We start from the raw sequence: 18,293 nt of genomic DNA, 5'->3' as shown, positions 1-18,293 counted from the left end.
GGATCCACGGCGTCAGCCGGTGGCCGCGGGCGGCTCGGGGACGGCCAGGCCGGCGAGGAACCACGCGTCGATGGCCTCGTTGACGGTCACCACCGCCTGCCCATCGGGCGTGAAGGACACGGTCTGCTGGTTCGGGTCCGCCCAGAGCGTCCGTGCGGTCGAATCGAAGAGCACCGAGCCGTTGCCGGTCCGGACGAAGGCGTACGGGCCGCGGCCGGTCCACACGGCACGGGTGCCGGAACCGGCGAGGACCGAGTGTCTGCCGATCTTGACCGGGAACTCCGTCGGCCGGATCAACTCACCGACCGTGGGCGCGGGATCCAGGCTCAACAGCTGGGCGGCGGGTGCGGCATCCTCGGCCACCGCGCCCACCACGAACACGGCAGTACCCTCTGGGGACATGGCCAGGGCGTGCACCGCGCTGAGCCGGGTCGGGGTGATGGCCAGTACGGCACCGCTGTCGACCTCGCGGACCACCACACGGCCCTCCGGCGACGTGTGCGCCAGCAGCCGGCCGCTCGTGTCCAGAGCGACGGGGCCGAACGCCTTCTCCTCGGCCGGAACGGTGAGCACCACCCGGCCGGTATCCGCCTCCATAACGGCGACCCGGCCCGACACACAGGTGCCGGTGGCCACCCGACGGCCGTCGCCACTGAAACCGATCCGGACGGGGTCATCCATACCGAGGCTCACCTCGCCCTCGAAGTCGTCTTCGAAGTCGTCCTCGAAGTCGTTCTCGTCGTCGAAGTCATCCGCGTCGTCGAAGTCATGCGCGTCCGCGTCCTCGTCCTCGCCGTCCCGGTCGGAGGGCCCGGAGGACGCCGGAAGGGTCCACAACTGCTCCCCGGTCGCGGCGGACCAGGCGTGCAGGTGGCCTTCGACAGCTGTCACCACCGTCCGACCGTCCGGGCTGACCTGCATGTCGTGGGGCTCGTCGTGATAGTTGGCGCCGTGGAGGAACCAGGTCAGCCGGTCCTTCTCCACGGTGTCCCAGCGGACGATGTCGCCGCCGTTGTGATGCCACTCGGCCGCCGCGCCCAACGCCACCCAGGACAGGTCGGAGGGCGCCGCCACCGCGGTCGCCCCGTGGTAGAAGTACGCCTCGTCGAGCCCCGTCTCCTCTGCCCCCTCCGCGTCCTCGCCCACCTCACCCTCGCCCTCCGCAACACCAAGGCGTCCGAGGTGGCGCACTCCGGCGAGGGAGTGGTACGGGCGCACGTCGCCCGCCGTCCACTGGGCCCACCAGTCGTCGGGCATCGGGCGCTGCTGCGCGGGCCAGGCCAGCACCCGTGGCACGACGGCGGCCAGTCCCTCCTCGTCCAACTCGGCCAGGAGCAGGCAGACTTGATGCCATACCTGCTTGGTGGGGCGCGCCTTCAGCAGTTCGTCAAGGGAGCTCATCGCAACGGCGTCCTACGTGGTGCGGAGGTCAGGGGAGGGGGTGGGCGTGCACACCGTCGTCGGGCGACGCAATCACCAGGGTGCGGCCGTCGGGCGTGAGCGTGGCGGCGATCCGCGGGCCGGGAACGTCCACCGAGAGGACGGGGGAGCCGCTGGTGAGGTTCCAGACGGTGACGCGGTTCCGGTCCACGATCGGCACGCGCGGTTCGGCGCCGCACCATACGGGGCGCAGATTGATCCGGCCGACGCGTTGACCGGTCGGCAGAACGACCGGTTCCGGGTCGTCGGCCGGGTCGTTCAGGTCGATGACCGTGGCCACCGTTTGATCCGGGCGGGCGCCCACGACGGCGAGCGCGGCACCGTCCGGACGGAACGCCAGGCCGTTCACCCACGAGATGCCGGTACGGTGCTCGGCGTACGTGCCGCCGCAGATTTCCTGGCCGCCGCCGGTTGCCTGGCCGCGGCCGATTTCTTGCCCGTTGCCGATCTCCTGGACGACGACAACACCCTCGTCCTCCGTCATGAACGAGCGGCGGGGGCGGCTGAAGGCCAGGCGTGATCCCTCGGCACTCAGGGCGACCGTGCCCTCGCCCACCACCCGGTCGTCATACGCGAGGTCCTTGAACGTTTCGTGGATGTCCTGGCGGACGCTCCGGGTCTGCGCGTCCCACACGACGACGTTCTGGGTGAACGCATTGGCGGTGGCGAACGACCGGCCGCCGACCGAGACTTGGGCGAGCGGCAGGTCGTGCGATCCACCGCTCCCGAGCATGCCCAGCGGCCACCGCCCGCCGGTGCCGTCGAGCGCCCAGCGGTGGATGGCATTGCCGCTGACCATGGCGGTCAGCGCCGATCCCTCGGGGTCGAAGAGGAGATCGTGGACGCGTCGGCGATCGGGCACGGACAGACGGGTCACGGCCCCGTCCGCCACCACCAGGACCTCGGTCAACTCGCGGACCCACGGCGCGGCCGTTGCGATCGCCGTCCGGCTCAGGTCCGCGGTGACCGCGACCGCGGTGATCCGCTGGGGGACGGGCGAACGCGCGGGGAGGGGGTGCGGCGTCTCCAGGTCTTCGGGCGCGGCGAGCCGTCGGACCGACATGGCATCTCCCCTCGGCCGTTGATCAACAAGTCGCCGAAAGTATAGGGACCACCACTGACAATCTCGGGCCGTCACGGAATCCCACGGTGCAACGGACCGGCGCTCAGAAACGGACCGGGACGCCGGCCCACCGTCCCTGCTGGCCGGCGCCCGGATCCGGCTCAACAGATATGGCTGTAGCGCCCGTTGCCGAGCCCTTCCTTCACGTCCCGAGGGCTCACGTCCCAAGGGCTCACCTCGCGAGGGCGTCCGTGCCCGCACCCGGCCGGCGCACCATGGAGACGTCGATCGGGTCCTGGGCCTCCATGGTGAACCCGTGACGCTCGTACAGCCGCCGGGCGGCGCTGCCTTGCAGGACGTTCAGGCGGACGGGTACGCCGTCGGCATCGCTCCGCTCCAACAGGGTGCGCAGCACGGCCGATCCGAGGCCCCGGCCCTGCAGGCCCGGAGCGAGATAGAAATGCTCCAGCCACCGCCCGTCCTCGGCCGGTCGCACCGTGACGCAGCCCGCGAAGGCGTCATCGGCCACGATGACCGACGTGTACCGCGAGGAAAAGGAATCCCGCAGTCGCTGCCGGACCCGGTGCTCGTCGAACCGCCCCAGCCGCTCCAGATCCGGGCGCATCACCGTTGCCCGCAGCTCCGCGATCGCCTCGACGTCCGCCGGCCCGGCGGAACGCAGCGCCCACTCCATCGGACGGCCCGACTCGTTCGCCCGTCCCGGCACCGGCACCGGAACCGGCACCCGCACCGGCCGCCCCGCCCGACCTGGCCGTATCCCGTCCACCCTCGCGCTCGTATCCATGACCGGAGTATGTCAATCCACCACCCCGAGGCGGCGCGAAATATTGTCGGCAGCCTCCTTCCTAGTCATGCTAGCTTTCTTCCTAGAGGCCCTAGGAAACGCGAACCGCCTGACTTGATCACGGCCTGACGGAATCACCTCCTGAGGGAGACCAACCGGGTTTCAAGTCCCGGGCCCGGCACGGAAACTGGAAACTGGAGACTGCATGGTGCGCGCGGGGATCAATGCCGCCAGGCTGACGCGGGCGGCCGCGGAGCTGGCCGACGAGGTCGGGATGGAGAAGGTCACGGTGTCCGCGCTCGCGCGGCACTTCGGCGTCAAGGACGCCAGCCTGTACTCGCACATCAAGAACCGGCGCGACCTGTGCGTCCGGGTGGCCCTGCTGGCGTCCGAGGAGATGACGGACCGGATCGCCGCGGCGGTGGCGGGCCGCTCCGGCAAGGCCGCGCTCGTCGCCTTCGCCGACGCCTACCGGAGCTACGCGCTGGAACACCCCGGCCGTTACGCGGCGACCCAGATACAGCTGGATCCCGACGAGGTCGGCGACTCCACAGGATTGCGCCGCAGTGTCGAGCTCACCTACGGCATGCTGCGCGCCTACGACCTCACCGAGCCGGACCTGACCGACGCCGGCCGCCTGCTGCGCAGCACCTTCCACGGCTACATCCACCTGGAGTTGAGCGGCGGCTTCGGTCACCCGCGCGCCGTCCAGGAGTCCTGGTCCCGCTCCCTCGACGCACTGCATGTGCTCCTGGAGAACTGGCCGACCCGACCTGATCCGACCTGACCTGCCTGATCCGGCTGCCTGATCCGGCCCGACCTGACCTGCCTGGTCCGGACCGACCTGATCCGATCCGATCCCACCCGACCCAGGGGGAACGACGATGAACGAGCCCACCACCGGCACCCTCGACGTGCCCGGTGCCACCCTCCACTACGAACGGCGCGGCCGTGGCCCGGTGCTGCTGCTGATACCCGGCGGCGCCGCGGACGCCGGACTGTACGCGGCCATGACCGACGATCTGGCCACCCGCTACACCGTGGTCTCCTACGATCCGCGCGGTCTGTCCCGCAGCCGCCTCCACGGTCCGCTCACCGACCAACGGGTCGAGGTCTGGAGCGACGACGCCCACCGGCTGCTGGAACTGCTCTCGCCGAACGAGGAGGCGTCCGTCCTCGGCAGCAGTTCAGGCGCCATCGTCGCCCTCGACCTGCTCGCTCGGCACCCCGAGCGGCTGCACCGGGTCGTCGCCCACGAACCGCCGCTGCTGGAGCTCCTCCCGGACCCCGCCCCGCACCGGGCGCTGTTCGCCGACGTACGCGAGACGTTCCGCACCCAGGGCGTCGCCGCCGCGATGGCGCGTTTCAGCGAAGGGTTGGGAGGCCGACCGGAGGACAGGGAATCGGTGACCGAACTGCCGCCGGAGATCCAGGAGATGGCACCGCGGATGCACGCCAACCTGCCGGTCTTCCTGGAGCACATCCTGTGTCCGTTCTCGGGCTCTGTCCCCGACGTCGCCGCACTGCAGCGCGCCGCGGACCGCCTGGTGCCGGCGGTCGGCCGGGACTCGCGTACGCAGGAGGCGCTGTACGGGCCGGCCACCCGGCTCGCCGAACTGATCGGCGGAAAGGCCGTGGAATTCCCCGGCGGGCACGTCGGCTGCACCGAGCACCCGAAGGAGTTCGCCCGGCAACTGCTGGCCGTGCTCTGAGCTCTGTGCTCTGAGTTCTGAGCTCTGAAAGAACACCAGTGGACGCGACGGAAAAGCACCGTGGCCGCACCATGCTCAGCATGGTGCGGCCACGGAAACGCCGCCCGAAGGCGGGCCGACCCCGCCGGTGAAAAGTGGAAGGACTATCGGAGGAAAAACGGCCCGGGCCCGGTCGCGGCGGCGCCGGTTACTTGCTGTGGCTGTGGTGCTTGGAGCCGCTCTTGCCGTGGTGGCCCTTCTTGTGCTTCCCCTTGAAGTCGTGGTGGTGGTAGTGCTTGACGACGCGGTGAATGAGCACACGCCGCTCCGAACCGTTGAGGCAGTTGTTGCCGAAGGCCGGGTTCAACAGGCCCACGATGTCGACGGTGTTGCCACAGACGTTGATCGGAATGTGGATCGGGACCTGGATGAGGTTGCCCGACACCACCCCCGGTGAACCAACAGCACCGCCGGCCGCGTTGCTGTCGGCGAATGCAGCCGATGTACCGCACACAGCGGTGCCTGCCGCGAGAGCAGCCAGAGCGGTCATCCGCGTGATCCGTGACATACCGAACCTTCCGATTAATGCAAGCGACCCTTTGCCGCTTCCTGTTCTCCCCTTTCGGCATACACGTGCTCAAAGTGAGGCCGCTGGAGCACTTTTCACCCTTTCGGGGCGGGATGCGCACGGGGCGGTGAGAGCGATCCCGATGTCTCCAGGGGAGGTTCACTCGGACGTGCCGAGGTGAAGACTGGCGACGACGGACCGAGGAAGGGCCGAAGGCGGCCGGAAGGTGGGACGGGTAGTGGGACACACCGCACAGCATGAAGGGGACGCGCACGACGACGAGGGGATGTCCTTCCGCCCGCTCGGCGACGGGGAACGGGCCCTGCTGCACGCACTCGTGCCGGCACCGGACGGTGGCGGTCGGGCACTGGACGTCGGGTGCGGGCCGGGCGAGCTGGCCCGCCACCTGGCGGCCGACGGCTATGAGGTGGACGCGATCGACCACGCCCCTGCGACCCTCCGGCTCGCCGCGGCCCAGCCGTCCGCACGGGCGGCCACGCGCGTGCGTTTCGTCCGGTGCGACATCGAGCGCGACCCGCTGGACGAACTGCGCGCCGGGTACGACCTCATCACCCTGCGCCTGTCCCTGGCGTTCGTCCGGGACCGCACCCGCGTCCTGAATCGGCTGCGCGAACGCCTGCGTCCCGGTGGCGCCCTCGTCGTCATCACCCCCCTCGCCGGTTCCGTGCCCGAAGACAGGCGGGAAATCGCCCTCGACGAGGCGGAGATCGCGCTGCTGACCGCCGGCTGGCGCACCGTCCAACGCCGGGACGCCGAAGGGCTCGCCGTCCTCGTGCTGCGCACTCCGGTCTCCTCGCCGGTGGGGTACGGCAACAAGGGGCGTCCGTCCCCGCACGCGCTGTCGGGCGCCGGCGTGGTGGTCACGGACGCGGCCGGCCGCGTGCTCCTGGGGCACTCCGTCCGAGGGGGCTGGGAGCTTCCGGGTGGGAAGAACGACGCGGACGAGTCGTTCACCGGGGCCGCCGTCCGGGAGTTGGCGGAAGAGACCGGGCTGCGGGCCGAGCTCGGCGACGCACGGCTGCTGGCGATCCTGATGGACTCCACGCACGGCATCCCGCGCCTGACCGCCGCAGTGCGGGTCACCGCCTTCACCGGTGAGCCGGTCGTACGGGAGCCCCAGCTGATCCGCCGCTGGGAGTGGCACGAGGTCAACGACCTGCCGGCCCTGGCGTCCGGGCTGTTCACGCCGAGTGCGCACGTGCTGGACACGGTCTGGCCCGGTCTCCTGCCCGGCCTGCCGCCCGTTCACCGCCACCCACTGGTTCAGTGCTCGCCTCCGGCGTACGACAAAATCGGCGCATGACGGATCACCACCTCACCCATGCCGGCGAACCGCCGGCCGAACTCGCCCTTCGTCTCCGCGCGGCGGAGACCGGAGGCTGGACCGAGGACGGCGTGCGCGCCCTCGTCGAGGGTCTGGGGCGGCGGTGGGACGAGGTCGTGGTCCAGGCGTCGGCGGACGACGCCGGGACCCGCACCGCGAAGGCGGGTGACCTGAGGTTGCGGCCCGTCGGGCCGGATGAGGAGCGGTATGTCGAGAAGGAGACATATCTCGAACTCGTGGCGACCCTGACGACGACCGCACCCCGAGCCGTCCCCGTACCCCGAGCCGTCCCCGTACCCCAAGCCGACCCCGCACCCGAGCCCGACCCCGTGCGGCAGGCGGAGATGTTCCGTTCCGCGAAGGACGCACTCGCCGACGCGCTCGGCGAGCCGTCGGCCATCGGCTCGTACGGTTCCACGGGCCCGTATTACGCCGCCACGCCGGCCTGGGGTGCGCCGTTCCTGCGCTGGCGGGGGAGGCAGGACACCCTGGAATTGCGGGCGGGCAGCCGCGGGCCGGAACTCGTCCTCGCGCCCACCGCCCCCTTCGAGAACTGGCTGTGGAGCCTCGGCCACGGCGAAGAGCACGCGATCAGCGGCTACTTCGGCAGCCGGCCGGGCCCCGCCAACGCCGGTCTGAGCCTGCCCGGCCGCTGGTCGGTGCGGAGTTGGGAGACGCTGACCGAGGCGCTGGCGGCCTTCTTCACCACCCTGCCCGCCGAGTTCGCCGCCCTCGGCATCGCCCGGGTCATCCCGGTCTACGGCCGGGTCGGCGGCTCCGCACCGATCCTGTTCGACATCGACGCCGACCGCCGCCTGATGCTGGCCTCCTATGCGGAACGCGAGATCGACCCGGCATCGTTCGGCTGGGGCACCGTTGCCGAGCACCCCTTGAGCCGGGACACCTGGCAGGACGACTACGACCCGAGGTGGCGCTTCGACGCGGGCGGCCCGGGGGAGCCGCGGGGCCGCGCACTGGCGGAGATGGTCGTGGCGACGGCACGTGCGGAAGGCGTGGCGTCCGCACACGACCTGCTGATCGGCGGCGAGGGCGAGGACATCCGCCCGTACACGGTGCGGTTCTACGGTCTGGGGCTGGCCACCGTCTGACCCCCAGAGCGCCCTGACTCACCGCCTCACCGCCTCACCAGCGCGAGCCGTCGGTCTGGCTGAAGATTCCCAGGCGGTGGCGGGGCTGGGGGACCGGCGTGCGCTGGATGGCGATGAGGGCCGCGTCGTCGCCGAGGTGTCCGCCGCAATGGGCGAGGAGGTCGCGGCGGATGTGGTGCAGGAGTGCCTCGGGGTCGCACCTGGGCCAGCGGGCGACGCGCTGGGCGAGGGGGTAGAAGGTGCCGTGGCGGTCGCGGGCCTCGGTGACGCCGTCGGTGTACAGCAGCAGCGTGTCACCGAACTCGAAGGTGATCTCGTCCACGGGGTGGCTGCCCGCCCCCATTCCGCCCATGCCCAGTGGCGGAGCGGGGTGCGGACTCGGGACGAGGCCGACGTGGCCCTGGCTCAGGAGCAGGGGCGGCGGGTGGCCGCAGTCGGTCATCCGGGTCTCGGGGCCCGCGTCGGGGATCTCCAGCAGCAGCGCGGTGATGAAGTGCTCGGGGAGGTCGCGGTCCGACTCGATGAAGTCGGTCAGATAGCGGCAGACGCTGCGGTCGAGTGCGGCGGCGAGGGCGGGCAGCGCCAGGTCCTGGTGGGCCGTCTCGCGAAAGGCGCCGAGCAGCAGGGCGGACTCGCCGATGGCGGCCAGGCCCTTCCCTCGTACGTCACCGATGATCAGCCGGGTTCCGCTGGTGGTACGGGTCGCGGTGTACAGATCACCGCCGATCTCCGCCTCCTGCTCGGCGGCCAGGTAGAGCGAGGCGATGTGCAACGGACCGATGTGGTGGGGGAGCGGCCGGAGCAGTGCCTTCTGGGCGGCCTCGGCCACCGACCGTACCTTCGCCAGCTCCTGCCGGTGTCGTTCGCGCACCACGCAGAAGAACACGATCAGGGCCGATAGCGCGGCCAGGGCGAGCACCTGCACCATCACATTGCGTTCCGTGAGGAGCACGCCGAAGTGCAGCCCGATGTACGCCTGGGCCAGCACGGCCAGGAATCCGACGAACCCGGCGAGCCAGGGGCCGGCGAACGAGGCGGTGAGCGCGGGAGCGACGACGAGCAGCGGCCCCAGATGGACATCGGCCGGGACCATGATGTCGACGAGGGTGATCACCGCGATGAGCACAAGCGGAATCAGGACCAGCGCATGACTGGCTTGCCACGGCTGCCGCAGATCGCCGAAGCGCCGCCGAAGGCCCACGCCTTCCACTCTGCACCCTGAGCGCCCGACGGACGAGTGCGCCGCGGGGCGGCCGGGTCCGCTTGCCGGGCGGCGCGTCGAGGACGGCGGGCCGAGCGTCACTCTCGGTGATGCCGGCAGCAGGCCCGAAGGCATCGGCCGGGTGGCGCCCGGTGCTCCGCCGCAGGCGGCGGCGCTCAGGAGCGACGGTTGTGGGTGCCCGGCGTGTACCCGAAGGAGCGGCGGAAGACGTCGATGAAGGCGCTGGTGGAGGACCAGCCGCAGCGGTGGGCGACGGTGGTGACCGGGGTGTCGTCGGCCAGCATCCGCAGTGCGTGGAAGAGGCGTGACTGGGTGCGCCACTGCGGAAAGGTCATCCCGAGTTCCGTGCGGAAGAGGCGGCTGAGAGTGCGTTCGCCGCTGCCCGTCGCGGTGGCGAGGGCGGCCAGGGTGCGTGGTTCCGCGGGGTTGTCGTGGAGCAGCGCGCAGACGGCCGCGAGCCGCGGGTCGGTGGGGGAGGGCAGGTGAACGGGCTGCTGCGGCGAGGCCCGCAACTGGTCGCGCAGGACGGCGCGCAGCCGGCGGCGTTCGGGGCCGTCGTCGTCGGGAGCAGCGGTGTAGGCGCGGATCAGTTCGCGGAGCAGCGGGCTGACGGTCAGTACGGTGGGGGCGTCCAGGCCGAGCGGGTTGTCGGTGGCGGGCAGGCCGACCAGGTGCAGGTCGAGGTGGCCGTGCGCGCGGTGGGCGTGCACGATACCCGCGGGGACCCAGATGGCGCGGGTCCCGGGCGCGAACCAGGTGCCGGCGTCGGTGGTGACGGCCACGACGCCGGAGCCCGCGTAGACGATCTGGTGGTCGTCGTGGCGGTGCGCGTCGATGATCTCTCCGGCGGTCAGCGACTGGACGCGGGTGGGGGCTTCCGGCAGATGGCGGATGTTCGGCATGGGTTGGCAATTTATCGGAAGCGCGACATGCGGGGGTGTCGCGACGATCGACGAGTGACCACGACCCACCACCACACCACCGCGCCGCGCAGCAGATCCCTCACGCTCCTGGCCCTGAGCCACGCCTGCGTGGACGTCTATCAGGGAGCGGTCGCCGCACTGGTGCCGTTCTTCGTCTCCGAACGCGCCTACACCTACGCGGCGGCCTCCGGCATCGTGTTGGCCGCCTCGCTGCTGTCGTCGGTGATCCAGCCGTTGTTCGGCGCGCTCACCGACAAATGGGCCCTGCCGTGGCTGCTGCCGGTGAGCACCGTGGTGGGCGGTGTCGGCGTCGCCCTGAGCGGCATCGCCGGCTCCCACGCCCTCACCCTCGCCGTGGTCGCCGTCTCCGGTCTCGGCGTGGCCGCCTACCACCCCGAGGCGGCGCGCGTCGCGCGCCTGGCCAGTCGCGGCAGCCACACCGGGATGGGCTGGTTCTCCCTCGGCGGCAACCTCGGCTTCGCCGCCGCCCCGTTGATGGTCTCCGCCGTCATCACCACGGGCGGCCTGCACGCCTCCCCGCTGCTGGCCGTCCCCGCCGTCGCCGGCGCCGCACTGTGCACGGCCGCCCTCCGGGCCATGCGGGCCCGGGAGGCGGGGCCGACGACGGCAGCCGGTGCGTCGTCGGTTCCTGCGGCGGTGACAGCAACTGGCGCGTCCTCCACGGTAGTTGGCGAGCGGAACTCCACCGCCTGCAGTCCGGACGACGTGGTCGGCAGCCGCGACGACTGGGCGTCCTTCGTCAAACTGTCCGGGGCCATCGTCTGCCGCTCGATCGTCTTCGTCGGCCTGAGCGCCTTCATCTCGCTCTACGTGCGCCAGCGCACCGGCGGAGGCGACGTCTCCGGTACCGCCGCCCTGTTCGTGCTCTACCTCGGCGGCGCGGTCGGCACGGTGGCCGGCGGCAAGCTCGCCGGCCACTACGGACGCATCCGGGTCGTCCAGTGGTCCTACGCGCTGACCGTCCTCGCCGTGGCCGGTGTCGTCTTCGTCCCCGGCCCGCTCCTGTACGTACTGGTCGCCCTCACCTCGGCCGGCCTGTACGTGCCCTTCTCCCTGCACGTCACCCTCGGCCAGGACTACCTGCCCCGGCGCGTGGGCACGGCCGGCGGCGTCACCCTGGGCCTGACCGTCAGCATCGGCGGCCTCGCCAGCCCCCTCCTCGGCGCCCTCGCCGACGCGACCTCCCTCCGGACCGCCCTCACCCCCCTGATCGCCCTGCCCGCCCTCGGCTGGCTCCTGCTCCGCACCTTGACCGAGCCCGCGATGCCGGAGGGGATCGCTGATGCATCACCCTCCGGGACGGCATCCCCAACCGCGGCCGCGGAAAGCTGACTTCGGAGCGGCGGCGGCATGATGGGCGGATGACTGACGTTTCGCGCGCCCGAGCATTCGACAAGGCCGCCGCCGACTACGCGACGAGCCGCCCCTCGTACCCGCCGGCCCTCTTCGACGTCATCGAGGAGCTCCTGGGACGCCCGCTCGCCGGGGCCCGGGTCGCCGACGTCGGGGCGGGGACGGGTATGGCCACCGCGCTGTTGTCCGGGCGCGGCGCCGAGGTGATCGGCGTGGAGCCCGGTGAGGGGATGACGGCTCAGTTCCGCGGTGCCCTCCCCGACGTGCCGATCGTCCGGGGCGACGGCAATGTGCTGCCGCTGGCCGACGGCTCCCACGATCTGATCACGTACGCACAGGCCTGGCAGTGGACCGATACCGACCGCTCCGTACCGGAGGCACTGCGCGTGCTGTCCCCGGATGGCGCGCTCGCGGTGTGGTGGAACACCCACGCCCTCGACGTGCCGTGGATCGCGGCGCAGCACGAGCGGATCGCGCGCCACTGCGGGGTGAAGTCCCCTGCCGGCACGCGGCTGAGCGACGGCGAGGCCACCCGGCTCGCGGGCCTCGCGGGGCTGCACGTCGCGCGCCGCCAACTGCGGTGGAGCCGTACCGTTCCGCTCGACACCCACCTCGCCAATATCGGCAGTCGTTCCGCATTCCTCGTCCTCGACGAATCCCGCAACCGGGCGTTTCTCGCGGCCGAACGCGGGCGGCTGCGCGACCTCTTCCCCGAGGAGCTGGTGACGGAGACCTACGTGGTCGACCTCCTGCTGGCCCGACGTCCCTGAACCGCCCCTTTCCGGGACGCTCCGCATTCGACCCATCACGCCTGCGACGCCGATAACGCTCATCAATGGGACGGGAAAGCTCCCCTCCAGAGGCAGGAAAGACAGCGAGGGCGAGTGGAGGAAATCCGTCGCCTGACCAACCTGCGCACAGGCGCCTTAGAGTGGAAAGAGGACGCTTTCAACGGAGGTGCGTTCGATGTCGACAGGGACCCTTCTCGCGATCATTATCCCCGTCGTGGTGGTCATTGCTCTCCTTGCAGTGGCGGCCTCGCTCTTGGTCAGGCGTCGCCGGCTCCGCGAGCGTTTCGGGCCCGAATATGAGCGAACCGTCGAGAGTACCGACAGTCGCATGGCCGGTGAGCGTGAGCTCAGGGCCCGGGAGAGACGGCATGACTCGCTGGAGATCAAACCCCTGCAGAGCAGCACCCGCGAGCGCTACAGCCGTGAATGGACCGGCGTTCAGCAAGAATTCGTCGATCGGCCCGAGGACGCCGTGCACGACGCCGACCGCCTCGTGACCTCGTTGATGCATGAACGGGGCTATCCGACGGAGAACTTCGAGCAGCGCCTCAAGGACCTCTCGGTCGCACACGGCCGCACATTGGAGCACTACCGGGCCGCTCATGAAGTCGAAACGCTCAGCACCCAGCACCGGGCGACCACTGAACAACTAAGAGGAGCGATGGTGCATTACCGCGCCCTCTTCGAGGATTTGCTGTCCGACGGTGGCCAAGCGCGCCACGCCAGAGCCTGAGACCGTGAGGGAGTAGAAAATGGAACGCGATCAGGACACGAGGGCCAGGGGCCTGTCCACCGAAGACCTTGCTGCCCAGCCTCCTGCCTCCCCGCCCGAGTCGGAGTCCATGCCTCCGCCGGTGCCGGACGATGCGACGGTCCCGGCGAGCGGCGTTCCCACCGCTCCCGGCGAGAGCGTCCCCATTCCAGGGGAGACCGCGGAAACGGAGGGGGACGGGCGGGGAATGCCGGCATCGGGCGCGCCACCCGACGAGGAAGCCGCTCCGCAGCTGCTTGTACCGGACGACGCGGAAAGTTTCCGCGACCGTTGGCAGGCAATTCAGACGACCTTCGTGGACGACCCGCGCGAGGCCGTACACGCCGCCGACGCATTGGTGGCGGAGGTCATGCAAACGCTGGCCACGACGTTCGCCGAACACAAACAGACGCTGGAAGAGCAGTGGAAGCAGGGCGAGAAGGTCGATACCGAAGGTTTGCGGGTGGCCCTGCGCCAGTACCGCTCGTTCTTCCACCGCCTTCTCGCTGAATAGTCTCTCGGCGGGCGTTGCCGAACGGTACGTTTCCCGCCAGGCGTTGCCGAAGAAGCGCTTCTCGAAGAGCTTCTGGTCGCCGGGAGCTTCTGGTCTTCCGGGCGCCTCAGCTGCCGGCGCCGCCGACGAGTTGGGCGACCAGGCCCTCGACCTGTTCTCGGGGGTCCGGTGTGCCGGCCCAGCCGGTCATCAGAAGGTGGTGCACGGACCCGACGACGGCGAGCGCGACGGCCTGGCTGTCGGTGTCGTTCGCGAGACGCCCGAGCTGCCGCTCGGCGTCCAGGTATTCCGCGATCGCGTCCTGGATCGCCGCGAAACCCGGAGCGCCCGCCGCCAATTCCTGACGAACCGCCAGCGAGGCCGTGGGACGGGTCATGGCGAGACCGGCGACCGCCGGGTTCACGGACGTCAGCAGCGCGAGAGCGACCTTCCGGAGGTTCTCGGCCACGGTGGCGGTGCCCGCCTGGCCGGGGAGTTGTCCGGCCTGCCGGGCGATGCGCGCGAAGCGGTCCAGGACCAGCGCGGCGATGAACTCGTCCAGTCCCGAGAAATGCGCATGCAGCAGCCCCTTGGCGCAGCCCGCCTCGGTGGTGATCGCCCTGCTGGTCAGGGCGGACGGGCCGCTGCCGGCCAGGACCCGTTCCGCGGCGTCGAAGAGCCGGTCGCGAACGTCGGGAATCGCTACTCCACGGGGTGACATGAGCCTCTCCTGAGGGCCGGGGGAACGCCGAACTGCCCGAAAGGGATTGCCAGTATGGGCGGTTGCCCATACTGTTTGGGCGTACGCCCATACTAATCCGACGGCAGGTCCGCGCCCAGTGCACGGTGCCCGCCCGGCAGCAGGAGACACGCATGTCACACATCGTCAACGCCGACCAAGCGGCGGCCTGGAACGGTTACGAGGGCGCCTACTGGGCCGAGAACCAGGAGCGTTGGGACGCGGTGAACGGCGACTTCAACGAGCCGCTGCTGACCGCGGCCGCGGTCGGCGAGGGTGACCGCGTCCTGGACGTCGGCTGCGGAACCGGGCAGACGACGAGACTGGCCGCGCACCGGTCCCGTAGTGGCCAGGTCCTGGGCCTAGACCTGTCGGGACCGATGCTGGCGCGGGCCCGTGACACCGCCGAGCGCGAGGGGCTCGGCAACGTCGGCTTCGAAAAGGGCGACGCCCAGGCCCACGCCTTCCCACCGGAGACGTTCGACGTGGTCATCAGCCGCTTCGGGGTGATGTTCTTCGCCGACCCCGTGGCCGCCTTCACCAACCTGGGGCGGGCCGTGCGGCCCGGCGGCCGGATGGCCTTCATCTGTAGTGCGGACCCGGGGGACAACGAGTGGCTCCGGGCGATCGCCGCACTGAGCGACCTGCTCCCCGTCGGGGACTTCGGCGCGCCGGGAGCTCCGGGCATGTTCTCCCTGGCGGACCCGGACCGCACCCGGGAAGTGCTCTCCGCCGCCGGGTGGCAGCACGTCACCGCGGAGCGCGTGCGGGCGGAGGGACTGTGGGGCCGCGACGCGGAGGATGCGGCCGCCTTTCTGCTGGACTCCGGTCCGGGGCGCCACCTGACCGGCCAAGTTGCCCCAGAGGTTCGGGACCGGGCGCGGCAGAAGCTCACGGACGTCCTGCGCGCCCACGAGGCGAACGGCGCGGTACGGCTCCGCAGCGGGGCCTGGTTGGTCACCGCCACTCGGCCGTGATCCGACTCTTGAAGGCCGGGACGACCCGGGTGCCCTAAGCCCAGACGGCCTGGGCCAGCGCGGCGCCGGCGAAGGCGGCGCCGAGGCCCACCACCACGCTCGCCACGACGTTGGCCAGGGCGAAGAAGCGGGCGCCGTCCTCCGCCAGCCGCAGGGTCTCGTACGAGAACGTGGAGTACGTGGTCAGGGCGCCGCAGAAGCCGGTGGCGAGCAGCAACTGCAGCTGGGAGGAGGCCGCCCCGGCGGCGGTCGCTCCCGTGACCAGGCCCAGGATCAGCGAACCGACGACGTTCACGGTGAAGGTGCCCCAGGGGAACAGGGTGTCGTGCCGGGCCTGCACGGCACGGTCGGTGAGGTAGCGCAGCGGGGCCCCGACCACTGCTCCGGCTATCACGAGCAGCCAGTTCACCGCTTCCGTCCCTCCTTGCTGCGGCCCGTGTAACGGATGACCTCGCACTCGTCGAGGATGACCAGCCCCTCGCCGACGAGCTCGTCCAGTTGCGGGAGGAAGGCGCGGATCCGGTCCTCGGTGTCGACGATCACGACGGCCACCGGGAGGTCCTCGCTCAGCGACAGCAGGCGGGTGGTGTGGATCAGGGACGAAGCCCCGAAGCCTTCGATGCCGCGGAAGACGGACGCGCCGGCCAGGCCGGCCTGATGGGCGCGGTGGACGATCTCGGTGAAGAGCGGCTTGTGGTGCCAGGTGTCGTTCTCCCCGATGAAGACGGTGACGCGCAGGGCGGGGCCGGTGAGTCTCACTGCTGCCTCCACTCGACGATGCGGCGGGTCAAGGTGGCCGTGATCCAGACGGCGGCCAGCGCGGCGGCGAGGGTGAGCGCCAGATACGCCAGCCCGGCGCCGGCCCTGCCCCTGGCCAGCAGGCGCTGGAGGTCCACGGCGTAGGTGGAGAACGTCGTGAAGCCGCCGAGGACACCGGTGCCGAAGAACGGGCGCACGAGCCTGTGGGCTGCCCACACGTCGGTGATCACGACCATGAAGATACCCATGATCGCGCAGCCGACGACGTTGACGGCCAGCGTCGTCCAGGGGAAACCGTCGGGTGCCGTGGGCCACAGGAGAGCGGCTCCATAGCGCGCGGCCGCTCCCACGCCCCCGCCGATCGCCACGGCCGCCACCACGGGGCCCTGCCGCGCCGGGAGACCCTTGCGGCGGACGGGCCCGCGGAGGTCGACGTCAGGATCGACGGGTTCGTTCACCATCGAGGGGCGGGGCTTCGGCACGTACGTCTCCTACTCGCCAGGCATGGGCGGGATTGCCCACATGCGGGTCGCAAGTAGGGACCGTTGGCGGCGTCGTCGCCGCGGTTGGGGGCCGGCGGGCCCCACCGCCGTAACGGTGAGCACGAGGTCACCGTCGCAGGCCAGCTTACCTTCCGGCCTGTGCGGGGAGACCCGTGCCGTCCGGCCGGCCGACCCCCGCTACCGCGGGAACAACTCGTAGGGGGGCGTGTAATACGCATCGTCCTCGGTGAACTTCATCTCCCCGACGTCGGAGTAGATTCAACGGGCACTGAACGGAGGCGTTGAGCGCGGGCGGGTCAGGCGATGGCGCTCATGCGGGCGAAGACGACGACGTTGCCGAGGTATTCGTGGTGGGTTCGGTCGTAGCCGCCGCCGCAGGTCAGGACGCGGAGTTCGGGGTGTGCCGAGGCGCCGTAGACCTTTTCGTCGGGGAAGTGGGTGCCGCTGAAGACCTCGACGGCATACACCGTGAAGACCGCCGTGCGACCGTCCTTGCGGACCACGCGGATGGTGTCGCCCTTCTTCAGCGCACCGAGCGAGTAGAAGACCGCCGGGCCGGTCTTGGTGTCCACGTGTCCGGTGATCAGGGCGGTTCCCGTGTCACCGGGTGTCACGCCGTCCTGGTACCAGCCGGCCAGATTGCGGTCGTCGGGAGGCGGGACGTCGAGGCGCCGGTCGCGGTCCAGTCCGAGCCTCATCAACGGTGCGTCCACGCCGGTGCGCGGGATTCGCACGCGTACCGGTTCCGACTCCGGAAGCGGCGCGGGACCTTGGCGGTTCCCGGCTTCGGTGTCCGGTTGCCGGGTCAGGGTTTCGGCACGCGAGGGCTGGGGCGGTGGGGTGGAGCGATGGCTGTGCCATCCCCACACCAGGCAGGCGATGCCGGCGGCGGCCAGGAAGAGGGCCACGATGCGGGCGGTGCCAGGGGGGAGGGACGCAGGCGCGAGGCGTTTCACGAGGTGTCTTTCACGAGAGGTTTTTCGAGGGAAGTTTTTCGAGAGCTGTGTTTCGAGAGATGTGTTTCGGCAGATAACCGGCGCGGTGGGGGGCTACGGGGCGGAGCCCTGCCCCCGGCTGCCGGTGGCAGGTGCCCACGGCCAGGCGGTGGGGGCAGAGCTCCTGTGACCGGAGAAGCCGGTTCAGCCGAGCTCTTCGTCGTCCCGGCGGCGCAGCAGCCAGATCCCGGCCGCACCCGCGACCAGCGCTGCGGACGTGGTCAGGGCCAGGTCCGACGGACCCGACGCGACACTCATGGCCCCGGAGCCGGCCTTCACCTTGCCGTGCGGCATGACCTTGGGGCGGGGCTTGGCGGGCATGGACTTCTTGGGCATGGACTTCTTGGGCTTCCCGCAGGTCCGGTTCGCCATGGAGGATGCGTCGTCGGACTTCATCCTGAGCATGCCCAGGTGGTCGCGCTGCGACCGGTCCGGGTGTCCGCCCTGGTTGGTGAGGTCCCTGAGCTCCCTGTCGTAGGAGTCGTACATGGACTTGGCCTTCTTGGCCGTGCTCATCGCACCGGAGCACGAGCCCTTGGCCGTCTCGGCATGTACGGCCGGGCTGCTCAGGGCGAGCGCACCGCCGACGACCACGACACCGCAGAGAGCGGATATGGAACGCATGAGTTCCTCCAAGAGGGATGAGACTGCGGGAGGGCGTCTCCCACCTTCAGGACATGCGTTCTCCCTTCCGTCCGCCAGTTGGCCGAAGCGCGAACCGGGCCCGCGCCGAAGGCCCCGCCGA

At 70.7% G+C, this 18,293-nt stretch carries 21 protein-coding genes; 9 read left to right on the top strand and 12 right to left on the bottom strand.

The genetic code is table 11. From position 1 onward, the window contains the following. Nucleotides 1-12: 12 nt before the first annotated feature. The 3 genes from AB0E02_RS09590 to AB0E02_RS09580 form a co-directional block, all read right to left on the bottom strand. Nucleotides 13-1,401, bottom strand: a complete 1,389-nt coding sequence (locus tag AB0E02_RS09590) for a PQQ-binding-like beta-propeller repeat protein (protein ID WP_362137432.1) — start codon at nt 1,399-1,401, stop codon at nt 13-15. Nucleotides 1,402-1,429: 28 nt separating this feature from the next. Then, a complete protein-coding gene (locus tag AB0E02_RS09585) occupies nt 1,430-2,503 on the bottom strand; it encodes a hypothetical protein (RefSeq protein ID WP_362137431.1) in 1,074 nt (357 codons plus the stop codon). Nucleotides 2,504-2,735: 232 nt separating this feature from the next. Further along, nucleotides 2,736-3,197 (bottom strand): GNAT family N-acetyltransferase, encoded by a 462-nt coding sequence (locus AB0E02_RS09580; RefSeq protein WP_362137628.1) that lies wholly within the window; start codon nt 3,195-3,197, stop codon nt 2,736-2,738. 316 nt (nt 3,198-3,513) lie between these two features. On the opposite strand from AB0E02_RS09580, the gene AB0E02_RS09575 reads away from it, so the two are divergent. Beyond that, on the top strand, nt 3,514-4,095 hold the full coding sequence (locus AB0E02_RS09575) for a WHG domain-containing protein (protein ID WP_362137430.1): 582 nt from the start codon (nt 3,514-3,516) through the stop codon (nt 4,093-4,095). Nucleotides 4,096-4,192: 97 nt separating this feature from the next. Next, entirely contained in the window at nt 4,193-5,020 is an 828-nt protein-coding gene (locus AB0E02_RS09570) for an alpha/beta hydrolase (protein ID WP_362137429.1), read from the top strand. Nucleotides 5,021-5,207: 187 nt separating this feature from the next. Here the strand turns inward: AB0E02_RS09570 and AB0E02_RS09565 are convergent, their stop codons facing one another. Continuing rightward, complete coding sequence (locus AB0E02_RS09565) at nt 5,208-5,549, bottom strand: chaplin (protein ID WP_362137428.1); 342 nt, start codon at nt 5,547-5,549, stop codon at nt 5,208-5,210. 256 nt (nt 5,550-5,805) lie between these two features. Here AB0E02_RS09565 and AB0E02_RS09560 point away from each other — a divergent pair, with 256 nt between their 5' ends. Beyond that, the gene (locus tag AB0E02_RS09560) at nt 5,806-6,891 is read left to right on the top strand and encodes a bifunctional class I SAM-dependent methyltransferase/NUDIX hydrolase (protein WP_362137427.1); all 1,086 of its coding nucleotides are present in this window, start codon (nt 5,806-5,808) and stop codon (nt 6,889-6,891) included. Continuing rightward, the gene (locus tag AB0E02_RS09555; protein ID WP_362137426.1) at nt 6,888-8,021 is read left to right on the top strand and encodes a hypothetical protein; all 1,134 of its coding nucleotides are present in this window, start codon (nt 6,888-6,890) and stop codon (nt 8,019-8,021) included. Before AB0E02_RS09560 ends, AB0E02_RS09555 begins: the two co-directional genes overlap by 4 nt. A 34-nt stretch (nt 8,022-8,055) precedes the next feature. On the opposite strand, the gene AB0E02_RS09550 is transcribed toward AB0E02_RS09555, so the two are convergent. Together AB0E02_RS09550 and AB0E02_RS09545 are read right to left on the bottom strand one after the other, a co-directional pair. Beyond that, nucleotides 8,056-9,222, bottom strand: a complete 1,167-nt coding sequence (locus AB0E02_RS09550; protein WP_362137425.1) for a PP2C family protein-serine/threonine phosphatase — start codon at nt 9,220-9,222, stop codon at nt 8,056-8,058. A 176-nt stretch (nt 9,223-9,398) separates the two neighbouring features. Beyond that, the gene (locus AB0E02_RS09545) at nt 9,399-10,145 is read right to left on the bottom strand and encodes a helix-turn-helix transcriptional regulator (protein ID WP_362137424.1); all 747 of its coding nucleotides are present in this window, start codon (nt 10,143-10,145) and stop codon (nt 9,399-9,401) included. Between the two features lie 54 nt (nt 10,146-10,199). Between AB0E02_RS09545 and AB0E02_RS09540 the strand changes: the two genes are divergently transcribed. The 4 genes from AB0E02_RS09540 to AB0E02_RS09525 all read left to right on the top strand — a co-directional run bounded on the left by AB0E02_RS09540 (nt 10,200) and on the right by AB0E02_RS09525 (nt 13,596). Then, the gene (locus AB0E02_RS09540) at nt 10,200-11,519 is read left to right on the top strand and encodes an MFS transporter (protein WP_362137423.1); all 1,320 of its coding nucleotides are present in this window, start codon (nt 10,200-10,202) and stop codon (nt 11,517-11,519) included. 29 nt (nt 11,520-11,548) lie between these two features. Beyond that, nucleotides 11,549-12,310 (top strand): methyltransferase domain-containing protein, encoded by a 762-nt coding sequence (locus AB0E02_RS09535; protein WP_362137421.1) that lies wholly within the window; start codon nt 11,549-11,551, stop codon nt 12,308-12,310. Nucleotides 12,311-12,506: 196 nt separating this feature from the next. Then, nucleotides 12,507-13,064: a hypothetical protein gene (locus AB0E02_RS09530; protein WP_362137420.1), complete on the top strand. Its 558-nt coding sequence runs from the start codon at nt 12,507-12,509 to the stop codon at nt 13,062-13,064. Between the two features lie 19 nt (nt 13,065-13,083). After that, nucleotides 13,084-13,596, top strand: coding sequence for a hypothetical protein (locus AB0E02_RS09525; RefSeq protein ID WP_362137419.1), 513 nt, complete (start codon nt 13,084-13,086; stop codon nt 13,594-13,596). A gap of 106 nt (nt 13,597-13,702) precedes the next feature. On the opposite strand, the gene AB0E02_RS09520 is transcribed toward AB0E02_RS09525, so the two are convergent. Next, nucleotides 13,703-14,296 (bottom strand): TetR/AcrR family transcriptional regulator, encoded by a 594-nt coding sequence (locus tag AB0E02_RS09520; RefSeq protein WP_362137418.1) that lies wholly within the window; start codon nt 14,294-14,296, stop codon nt 13,703-13,705. Nucleotides 14,297-14,448: 152 nt separating this feature from the next. On the opposite strand from AB0E02_RS09520, the gene AB0E02_RS09515 reads away from it, so the two are divergent. After that, the gene (locus tag AB0E02_RS09515) at nt 14,449-15,291 is read left to right on the top strand and encodes a class I SAM-dependent methyltransferase (RefSeq protein WP_362137417.1); all 843 of its coding nucleotides are present in this window, start codon (nt 14,449-14,451) and stop codon (nt 15,289-15,291) included. Between the two features lie 34 nt (nt 15,292-15,325). On the opposite strand, the gene crcB (AB0E02_RS09510) is transcribed toward AB0E02_RS09515, so the two are convergent. The 5 genes from crcB (AB0E02_RS09510) to AB0E02_RS09490 all read right to left on the bottom strand — a co-directional run bounded on the left by crcB (AB0E02_RS09510) (nt 15,326) and on the right by AB0E02_RS09490 (nt 18,172). After that, nucleotides 15,326-15,700: a fluoride efflux transporter CrcB gene (gene crcB, locus AB0E02_RS09510; protein WP_362137416.1), complete on the bottom strand. Its 375-nt coding sequence runs from the start codon at nt 15,698-15,700 to the stop codon at nt 15,326-15,328. After that, nucleotides 15,697-16,050 (bottom strand): DUF190 domain-containing protein, encoded by a 354-nt coding sequence (locus tag AB0E02_RS09505; protein ID WP_362137415.1) that lies wholly within the window; start codon nt 16,048-16,050, stop codon nt 15,697-15,699. The genes crcB (AB0E02_RS09510) and AB0E02_RS09505 overlap by 4 nt, the downstream gene beginning before the upstream one ends. Beyond that, nucleotides 16,047-16,511 carry a fluoride efflux transporter CrcB gene (crcB, locus tag AB0E02_RS09500; protein ID WP_362137627.1) on the bottom strand — a complete coding sequence of 155 codons (465 nt, stop codon included), beginning with the start codon at nt 16,509-16,511 and terminating at the stop codon, nt 16,047-16,049. The genes AB0E02_RS09505 and crcB (AB0E02_RS09500) overlap by 4 nt, the downstream gene beginning before the upstream one ends. 338 nt (nt 16,512-16,849) lie before the next feature. Continuing rightward, nucleotides 16,850-17,449 carry a class F sortase gene (locus AB0E02_RS09495; RefSeq protein WP_362137626.1) on the bottom strand — a complete coding sequence of 200 codons (600 nt, stop codon included), beginning with the start codon at nt 17,447-17,449 and terminating at the stop codon, nt 16,850-16,852. 243 nt (nt 17,450-17,692) lie between these two features. Beyond that, nucleotides 17,693-18,172, bottom strand: coding sequence for a hypothetical protein (locus AB0E02_RS09490; RefSeq protein WP_362137414.1), 480 nt, complete (start codon nt 18,170-18,172; stop codon nt 17,693-17,695). Nucleotides 18,173-18,293 lie beyond the last annotated feature (121 nt).

This window comes from Streptomyces sp. NPDC048196 (assembly GCF_040652715.1).
Lineage (GTDB): Bacteria > Actinomycetota > Actinomycetes > Streptomycetales > Streptomycetaceae > Streptomyces > Streptomyces siderophoricus.
The sequence above is the reverse complement of the archived record's forward strand: the minus strand, read 5'-3'. Positions and strand labels throughout refer to the sequence as shown.